5 protein-coding genes are annotated in these 9241 nt (G+C 63.9%); 4 read left to right on the top strand and 1 reads right to left on the bottom strand.

Going from position 1 to position 9241, the window contains the following annotated elements; genetic code table 11:
• Positions 1–31: 31 nt before the first annotated feature.
• From acnD to prpD, 3 genes are all read left to right on the top strand, one after another.
• Positions 32–2620 carry a Fe/S-dependent 2-methylisocitrate dehydratase AcnD gene (acnD, locus tag J5M58_RS05960; RefSeq protein ID WP_207877575.1) on the top strand — a complete coding sequence of 863 codons (2589 nt, stop codon included), beginning with the start codon at positions 32–34 and terminating at the stop codon, positions 2618–2620.
• Between the two features lie 48 nt (positions 2621–2668).
• Complete coding sequence (gene prpF, locus J5M58_RS05955) at positions 2669–3859, top strand: 2-methylaconitate cis-trans isomerase PrpF (protein ID WP_207877531.1); 1191 nt, start codon at positions 2669–2671, stop codon at positions 3857–3859.
• 170 nt (positions 3860–4029) lie between these two features.
• Entirely contained in the window at positions 4030–5514 is a 1485-nt protein-coding gene (gene prpD, locus J5M58_RS05950; RefSeq protein WP_207877528.1) for a 2-methylcitrate dehydratase, read from the top strand.
• A gap of 176 nt (positions 5515–5690) precedes the next feature.
• Here the strand turns inward: prpD and acnB are convergent, their stop codons facing one another.
• Positions 5691–8300 carry a bifunctional aconitate hydratase 2/2-methylisocitrate dehydratase gene (acnB, locus tag J5M58_RS05945; RefSeq protein WP_112252331.1) on the bottom strand — a complete coding sequence of 870 codons (2610 nt, stop codon included), beginning with the start codon at positions 8298–8300 and terminating at the stop codon, positions 5691–5693.
• A gap of 406 nt (positions 8301–8706) precedes the next feature.
• Here acnB and J5M58_RS05940 point away from each other — a divergent pair, with 406 nt between their 5' ends.
• A complete protein-coding gene (locus J5M58_RS05940) occupies positions 8707–9174 on the top strand; it encodes a DUF1289 domain-containing protein (RefSeq protein ID WP_207877573.1) in 468 nt (155 codons plus the stop codon).
• Positions 9175–9241: the final 67 nt, after the last annotated feature.

The following is a 9241-nucleotide window of genomic DNA, read 5'->3' as shown; positions in this document are numbered from 1 at the left end:
TCCGAATCCTGTGACCGAGCCTGATTCCATGATGAACACTGCATTCCGCAAGCACCTGCCTGGCACCGACCTGGACTACTTCGATGCCCGCGCGGCGGTCGAGGCCATCAAGCCCGGCGCCTACGATGGCCTGCCTTACACCTCTCGGGTACTCGCCGAAAACCTGGTGCGCCGCTGCGATCCGGCTACCCTCGACGCGTCGCTGGGCCAGCTGATCGAGCGCAAGCGCGACCTCGACTTCCCGTGGTTCCCGGCCCGCGTGGTGTGCCACGACATTCTCGGCCAGACCGCGCTGGTCGACCTTGCCGGCCTGCGTGACGCCATCGCCGACAAGGGCGGCGACCCGGCCCAGGTCAACCCTGTGGTGCCGGTGCAGCTGATCGTCGACCACTCGCTGGCCGTCGAGTGCGGTGGCTTCGACCCGCAGGCCTTCGAAAAGAACCGCGCCATCGAAGACCGCCGCAACGAAGACCGCTTCCACTTCATCAACTGGACCAAGAAGGCGTTCAAGAACGTCGACGTGATCCAGCCGGGCAACGGCATCATGCACCAGATCAACCTGGAGAAGATGTCGCCGGTGATTCACAACGATCGTGGCGTGGCCTACCCGGACACCTGCGTCGGCACCGACAGCCACACCCCGCATGTCGACGCCCTGGGCGTGATTGCCATTGGCGTGGGTGGCCTGGAAGCCGAGAACGTGATGCTTGGCCGTGCATCGTGGATGCGCCTGCCGGAAATCGTCGGTGTCGAGCTGACCGGCAAGCTGGCACCGAACATCACTGCCACTGACCTGGTGCTGGCCCTGACCGAGTTCCTGCGCAAGCAGAAAGTCGTCGGCGCCTACCTGGAGTTCCACGGCGAAGGTGCCCGTGCCCTGACCCTGGGCGACCGCGCCACTATCTCCAACATGGCCCCGGAATATGGCGCCACTGCGGCGATGTTCGCCATCGACCAGCAGACCATCGACTACCTGCGCCTGACCGGCCGCGAAGAGCAGCAGGTCAAGCTGGTGGAGACCTATGCCAAAGCCACCGGCCTGTGGGCCGACAGCCTGGGCGGCGCGGTCTACGAGCGCACCCTGAGCTTCGATCTGTCGAGCGTGGTGCGCAACATGGCCGGCCCGTCCAACCCGCATGCCCGCGTCGCCACCAGCGACCTGGCGGCCAAAGGCATCGCCGGCAACTGGGAAGAAGTGCCGGGGCAGATGCCCGATGGTGCGGTGATCATTGCCGCCATCACCAGCTGCACCAACACCAGCAACCCGCGCAACGTGATTGCCGCGGGCCTGCTGGCGCGCAATGCCAACAAACTGGGCCTGGCCCGCAAGCCGTGGGTCAAGTCGTCGCTGGCGCCTGGCTCCAAGGCCGTGCAGCTGTACCTGGAAGAGGCGGGGCTGGAGAAGGAACTGGAGCAGCTCGGCTTCGGCATCGTCGCCTTTGCCTGCACCACCTGCAACGGTATGTCCGGCGCCCTGGACCCGGTGATCCAGCAGGAGATCATCGACCGTGACCTGTACGCCACTGCCGTGCTGTCGGGCAACCGCAACTTCGACGGGCGTATCCACCCGTATGCCAAGCAGGCCTTCCTCGCTTCGCCGCCACTGGTGGTGGCCTACGCCATCGCCGGTACCATCCGCTTCGATATCGAGAAGGATGTGCTGGGCGTGGTCGATGGCAAGGAAATCCGCCTCAAGGACATCTGGCCCAGCGACGAAGAGATCGACGCCGTGGTGCGCGCCGCGGTCAAGCCGGAGCAGTTCCGCAAGGTGTACATCCCGATGTTCGCCATCGAGGAAGACCGTGGGCCGAAGGTGGCGCCGTTGTACGACTGGCGCCCGATGAGCACCTACATCCGCCGCCCGCCGTACTGGGAGGGCGCCTTGGCCGGTGAACGTACCCTGCGCGGCATGCGCCCGCTGGCAGTGCTGCCGGACAACATCACCACCGACCACCTGTCACCGTCCAACGCCATCATGCTGGACAGTGCTGCCGGCGAATACCTGGCCAAGATGGGCCTGCCGGAGGAGGACTTCAACTCCTACGCTACCCACCGTGGCGACCACCTGACGGCCCAGCGCGCCACCTTCGCCAACCCCAAGCTGTTCAACGAAATGGTGCGCAAGGAAGACGGCAGCGTGAAGCAGGGCTCGCTGGCGCGTATCGAGCCGGAAGGCAAGGTCACCCGCATGTGGGAGGCGATCGAGACCTACATGGAGCGCAAGCAGCCGCTGATCATCGTCGCCGGCGCCGACTACGGCCAGGGCTCGTCCCGCGACTGGGCGGCCAAGGGGGTGCGCCTGGCCGGTGTCGAGGCGATCGTCGCTGAAGGCTTCGAGCGCATTCACCGCACCAACCTGGTGGGCATGGGTGTGCTGCCGCTGGAGTTCAAGCCGGGCACCGACCGCAAGACCCTCGGCCTGGATGGCAGCGAGACCTATGACGTACTGGGCGCGCGTACGCCACGGGCGACGCTGACCCTGGTGGTGACCCGCGCCAACGGCGAGCGCCTGGAGGTACCGGTGACCTGCCGCCTGGACACCGCCGAGGAAGTGTCCATCTACGAGGCTGGTGGGGTGCTGCAGCGCTTTGCCCAGGACTTCCTCGAAGCGAGCGCCTAATCAAGAGCAGCGCGCTCCCACAGGGGCTGTGCAAGACAGGAATTGAACATGGCACATGTACCGCAAATAAAAATCCCCGCCACCTACATCCGTGGCGGTACCAGCAAAGGCGTGTTCTTCCGCCTGCAAGACCTGCCCGAGCGGGCGCAAGTCCCTGGCCCGGCCCGTGACGCACTGCTGCTGCGGGTGATCGGCAGCCCCGACCCGTATGGCAAGCAGATCGACGGCATGGGCGGCGCCACTTCGAGCACTAGCAAGACCGTGATCCTGTCGCAAAGCATCAAGCCCGATCACGATGTCGACTACCTGTTCGGCCAGGTCAGCATCGACAAGGCCTTCGTCGACTGGAGCGGTAATTGCGGCAACCTCTCCGCCGCGGTCGGTTCGTTCGCCATCAGCAGCGGCCTGGTCGACCCCGCGCGCATTCCGCGCAACGGCATCGCCACCGTGCGCATCTGGCAGGCCAATATCGGCAAGACCATCATTGCCCATGTGCCGATCACTGAAGGTGAAGTGCAGGAAACCGGCGACTTCGAGCTGGACGGGGTGACCTTCCCGGCCGCGGAGGTGCAGTTGGAGTTTCTCGACCCGGCGGCCGACGAAGATGGCGACGGCGGGGCGATGTTCCCCACCGGTAACCTGGTCGATAACCTCGAGGTGCCGGGTGTCGGTACGTTCAAGGCGACCCTGATCAATGCCGGTATTCCGACCATCTTCGTCAATGCGGCGGATATCGGCTACACCGGCACCGAACTGCAGGATGCCATCAACGGCGACCCGCAGGCGCTGCTGCGCTTCGAGACGATTCGCGCTTATGGCGCCGTGCGCATGGGCCTGATCGACAACGTCGACCAGGCTGCCGGGCGTCAGCACACGCCGAAAGTGGCTTTCGTCGCGCCGCCGAGCACCTACACTGCGTCCAGTGGCAAAGTGGTGCAGGCAGGTGATATCGACCTGCTGGTACGGGCCTTGTCGATGGGCAAGCTGCACCATGCAATGATGGGTACGGCCGCGGTGGCCATCGGTACCGCGGCGGCCATTCCGGGCACGCTGGTCAACCTCGCCGCAGGCGGGGGCGAGCGCAGCGCCGTGCGTTTCGGCCACCCCTCGGGCACCCTGCGGGTTGGGGCCGAGGCGCGTCAGGTGAATGGTGAATGGACAGTGACCAAGGCAATCATGAGCCGCAGTGCTCGCGTGCTGATGGAGGGCTGGGTTCGCGTGCCTGGCGATAGCTTCTAACGCACCACTGGCGCTCGGCTTTAGTTCGTTGGGGCCGCTTTGCGCCCCTTCGCTGGCTTGCCCGCTCCCACAGGTAATCACAGATTCCGAAGGCTGTGGTGTACTTGTGGGAGCGGGCGAGCCCGCGAAGGGCTGCACAGCAGCCCCGGCAATTCTGAAGGGAGCTGGATATGAGCGCCAACGTAGACCTCAATGCCCGCCCGGACTACGACCGGGTGCTGCAAACCCTCGCCGAATACGCCCTCACGTACCGGGTCGACTCCGCCGAAGCCCTGGATACCGCGCGCAACTGCCTGATGGACACTCTTGGCTGTGGCCTGCTGGCCCTGCGCTTCCCCGAATGCACCAAACTCCTCGGCCCCCAGGTAGAAGGCACCGTCGTGCCCAATGGCGCCCGCGTGCCCGGCACCGCCTACCGCCTCGACCCGGTCAAGGCCGCCTGGGACATCGGCTGCACGGTGCGTTGGCTGGACTACAACGATACCTGGCTGGCCGCCGAATGGGCCCACCCCTCGGACAACCTCGGCGGCATCCTGGCCGTTGCCGATCACCTGTCGCAGAAGCGCGTGGCCGCAGGTGAAGCACCACTGCTGATGCGCGATGTGCTCGAAGCCATGGTCATGGCTCATGAGATCCAGGGCGTGCTGGCGCTGGAAAACGCCTTCAACCGCGTTGGCCTCGACCACGTGATACTGGTCAAGGTGGCCTCCACTGCAGTGTGCGCCAGGCTGATGGGGGCCAACCGTGAGCAGATGCTGAGCGCCTTGTCCCACGCCTTCGTCGATGGCCAGGCGCTGCGTACCTACCGCCATGCGCCCAACGCCGGTTCGCGCAAATCGTGGGCCGCCGGTGATGCCTCCAGCCGTGGCGTGCGCCTGGCGGATATTGCCTTGCGTGGCGAGATGGGCGTGCCGGGCGTGCTTACTGCGCCGCAGTGGGGCTTCTACGATGTGCTGTTCAGCCACACCAACAAGGACCTTGCGCTCAAGCCATCCGAGCAGCAAGAGCTGCGCCTGCCGCAAGCCCTGGGTAGCTACGTGATGGAAAACGTGCTGTTCAAGGTCAGTTTCCCTGCCGAGTTCCACGCCCAGACCGCCTGCGAGGCCGCGATAACCTTGCATCCACTGGTGCGTAACCGCCTGCATGAGGTTGACCGTATCGTCATCACCACCCAGGAATCGGCGATCCGTATCATTTCCAAAAGCGGCGCGCTGGCCAACGCCGCCGACCGCGATCATTGTCTGCAATACATGGTGGCGGTACCGCTGATTTTCGGTCATCTGGTGGCCGAGCATTACGAAGACGCCTTCCATGCCAACCACCCAAGCATCGACCGTCTGCGCGAGAAGATGGAGGTGGTGGAAGACCCGCGCTTCAGCCGTGAGTACCTGGAGCCGGACAAGCGGTCAATCGCCAACGCATTGCAGGTGTTTTTCAAGGATGGCAGCAGTACCGAGCAGGTGGTGGTGGAATACCCGATCGGGCATCGCCGGCGGCGAGGGGAGGGCATACCGTTGCTGGAGGCGAAGTTCAGGGACAACCTGGCGACGCGCTTTGCGCGGCAGCGGTGCAGGGAGATAGTGGATGTGTGCAAGGACCAGCAGAGGCTTGAGGGGATGGCGGTGCACAGGTTCGTCGACCTGTTCGTGATCTGAGATTGCCAGTGCTGGCTTCTTCGCGGCTAAAGCCGCTCCCACAAGGTCTTGCGCAGCCCTTGAAAACTGTGGGGTCCCTGTGGGAGCGGCTTTAGCCGCGAAGAGGCCGGTACAGGTTCAAACAAGAAAGCCCCGGCATCTCTGCCGGGGCTTCCTGTTACATCCTACAACTCAGCTTACGCCTGAACCACCGGGATCTTGGCGTTGGCTGCCGCTTCGCGGAACTCGGCGATCTGGTCGAAGCTCAGGTAGCGGTAAACGTCGGCAGCCATGCTGTCGATGTCCTTCGCGTACTGCATGTACTCTTCGACGGTCGGCAGCTTGCCGATGATCGAAGCGACAGCAGCCAGTTCGGCCGATGCCAGGTACACGTTGGTGGCGTCGCCCAGACGGTTCGGGAAGTTACGGGTCGAGGTGGAGACCACGGTCGAACCGGTCTGCACACGTGCCTGGTTACCCATGCACAGCGAGCAGCCTGGCATTTCCATGCGCGCGCCGGCCTTGCCGTAGATGCCGTAGTAGCCTTCTTCGGTCAGCTGGTGAGCGTCCATCTTGGTTGGCGGAGCCAGCCACAGACGGGTCGGGATACCGCCCTTGACCTTGTCCAGCAGCTTGCCGGCGGCGCGGAAGTGGCCGATGTTGGTCATGCACGAACCGATGAACACTTCGTCGATCTTCTCGCCCTGTACCGAAGACAGCAGGCGGGCATCGTCCGGGTCGTTCGGCGCGCAGAGCACAGGCTCCTTGACGTCGGCCAGGTCGATCTCGATGATTTCGGCGTATTCGGCATCGGCGTCGGCCGACAGCAGCTCAGGCTTGGCCAGCCAGGCTTCCATGGCCTGGGCGCGGCGCTCCAGGGTGCGGGCATCGCCGTAGCCTTCGCCGATCATCCAGCGCAGCAGGGTGATGTTGGACTGCAGGTACTCGGCGATGGCCTTCTCTGGCAGCTTGATGGTGCAACCGGCAGCGGAACGTTCGGCCGAGGCGTCGGACAGCTCGAAGGCTTGCTCGACAGTCAGTTCGTCCAGGCCTTCGATTTCCAGGATGCGGCCGGAGAAGGCGTTTTTCTTGCCCTTCTTCTCGACGGTCAGCAGGCCTTGCTTGATGGCGTAGTAAGGGATGGCGTGGACCAGGTCACGCAGGGTGATGCCTGGTTGCAGTTTGCCCTTGAAGCGCACCAGGATCGACTCTGGCATGTCCAGCGGCATGACGCCGGTGGCAGCGGCGAACGCTACCAGGCCAGAACCGGCCGGGAACGAGATGCCGATCGGGAAGCGGGTGTGCGAGTCGCCACCGGTGCCCACGGTGTCAGGCATCAGCATGCGGTTCAGCCAGCTGTGGATGATGCCGTCGCCCGGGCGCAGCGACACGCCGCCACGGGTGCGTATGAAGTCTGGCAGGGTGTGGTGGGTGGTGACGTCGATCGGCTTCGGATACGCCGCGGTGTGGCAGAACGACTGCATTACCAGGTCAGCGGAGAAGCCCAGGCATGCCAGGTCCTTCAGCTCGTCGCGGGTCATCGGGCCAGTGGTGTCCTGGGAACCGACAGTGGTCATCTTCGGCTCGCAGTAGGCACCTGGGCGTACGCCCTGGCCTTCAGGCAGGCCGCAAGCGCGACCAACCATTTTTTGCGCCAGGGTGAAGCCCTTGCCGGTGTCGGCAGGCTGCTCTGGTTTCTTGAACAGGTCCGATGGGCCCTGGCCCAGCTCGGCGCGGGCTTTTTCGGTCAGGCCACGGCCGACGATCAGCGGGATACGGCCGCCAGCGCGGACTTCATCCAGCAGAACTTCGGTCTTCAGGGTGAAGCTGGTAACCAGTTCGTCGCTGCCGTGACGGCGTACTTCACCTTTGTATGGGTAAACGTCGATGACGTCGCCCATCGCCAGGTTGGTGCAGTCGAATTCGATCGGCAGGGCGCCGGCGTCTTCCATGGTGTTGTAGAAGATCGGGGCGATCTTGGTGCCGAAGCAGAAGCCACCGGCGCGCTTGTTCGGTACGTACGGGATGTCGTCGCCGAAGAACCACAGCACCGAGTTGGTGGCGGATTTGCGCGAGGAACCGGTACCGACCACGTCACCGACGTAGGCAACCGGGAAGCCCTTGGCCTTGACGGCTTCGATCTGGGCCAGCGGGCCGACCGAACCAGGCTGCTGCGGCTCGATGCCGTCACGGGCCATTTTCAGCATGGCCAGGGCGTGCAGCGGGATGTCAGGGCGCGACCAGGCGTCCGGGGCAGGGGACAGGTCGTCGGTGTTGGTTTCGCCAGGCACCTTGAACACGGTGAGGGTGTACTTGTCGGCGATGGCCGGACGCGAGGTGAACCACTCGCCGGCAGCCCAGGACTCCAGCACGGCCTTGGCGTGAACGTTGCCGGCCTTGGCTTTTTCGGCCACATCGTGGAAGGCATCGAACATCAGCAGGGTGTGCTTGAGCTGTTCGGCCGCGACGGCGCCCAGTTCGGCGTCATCCAGCAGCGCGACCAGCGTTTCGATGTTGTAGCCGCCCTGCATGGTGCCCAGCAGTTCGGTGGCGTGCTTGCGGTCGATCAGAGGCGACTTGGCTTCGCCCTTGGCGACGGCGGAGAGGAAAGCGGCCTTGACGTAGGCAGCTTCGTCGACCCCTGGCGGTACGCGGTTGGTGATCAGGTCTACGAGGAAGGCTTCTTCGCCGGCCGGCGGGTTTTTCAGCAGCTCGACCAGGCCTGCAGTTTGTTCGGCGTTCAGCGGCTGGGGCACGATGCCCAGGGCGGCACGCTCTTCGATGTGTTTGCGGTAGGCTTCAAGCACAGTTATTTCCCTCATCAGTGGTCCCTAAAGGGGGTCCGGGACGCTCATCCAGCATTCGATGCACCCATGCGCTGCCACGGCTTTGTGGGCCGCCCAGCCAGAGTCGCAAAGAATCCTTACAGAAGCTGCTTTCAAAGTTTTACGCCAGCAGAACGGGGAGCTGATGAGGGCTGGCACGGGCATGCGAGGGTTGCATGGCCCGGGCCAACGCCGTTCTACCGGATGAACTGTGCTCGTGACGCTTTGAAAACAGCTTCCAACGGACATTGTTGCCTTTGAAAAGGCCGGATGATTCTACGGCAAAAAAAGCCCGAAAGTAAGGCGGCGATGATGACTTTAACGAGTGACCCTGGTTAGACAAAGGGCTAACATGAGCCCGTGTTCCACCGCCAAGCTGTTGTTTTTCATGTCCAACAAGTCCATCAAGACCCCTTGCGTCGGCCTGTGCTCCACGGTTTACGGAGACACGGTGTGCCGTGGCTGCAAGCGTTTCCACCACGAAGTGATCAACTGGAACGGCTACGACGATGCGCAGAAGCGCGCGGTGTGGCTGCGCCTGGAGCAGTTGCTGGTGCAGGTGATGATGGCCAAGCTGGAAGTGTTCGACAAAGGCTTGCTGCGCCAGCAACTGGAGCAGCGCTCCATCCGCTTTGTCGAGCAGCAGTCGGAGTATTGCTGGGCGTACCAGCTGATTGCCCGCGGGGCGCGGATGATCCGCGACCTGGAGGCCTATGGCATGGTGCTGCTGCCGGAGTTTCGCGATTGGGAGCTGCCACAGCTGCGCGATGCCATCGACCGCGAGTTTTTCCTGCTGTCCGAGGCGCATTACCAGCGCTACATCGCTCCGGCGTTTCTTGGTCAGGCACTGCTGTAAGGCCTTCCTTCTGCCTTCCATCGGCTGCGATCGATAGCGTTCGGCTCACTTCCTCCATACAAGTGAG

Origin of the sequence: Pseudomonas sp. 32_A, from assembly GCF_017490905.1 — a bacterium.
GTDB lineage: Bacteria > Pseudomonadota > Gammaproteobacteria > Pseudomonadales > Pseudomonadaceae > Aquipseudomonas > Aquipseudomonas inefficax.
The sequence above is the reverse complement of the archived record's forward strand: the minus strand, read 5'-3'. Positions and strand labels throughout refer to the sequence as shown.

What these genes read in the sequence shown, in the direction of transcription:
- J5M58_RS05940 (WP_207877573.1), top strand. Translation starts at nt 8,707, where the DNA reads ATGTCCAACAAGTCCATCAAGACCCCTTGCGTCGGCCTGTGCTCCACG.
- prpF (WP_207877531.1), top strand. Translation starts at nt 2,669, where the DNA reads ATGGCACATGTACCGCAAATAAAAATCCCCGCCACCTACATCCGTGGC.
- prpD (WP_207877528.1), top strand. Translation starts at nt 4,030, where the DNA reads ATGAGCGCCAACGTAGACCTCAATGCCCGCCCGGACTACGACCGGGTG.
- acnD (WP_207877575.1), top strand. Translation starts at nt 32, where the DNA reads ATGAACACTGCATTCCGCAAGCACCTGCCTGGCACCGACCTGGACTAC.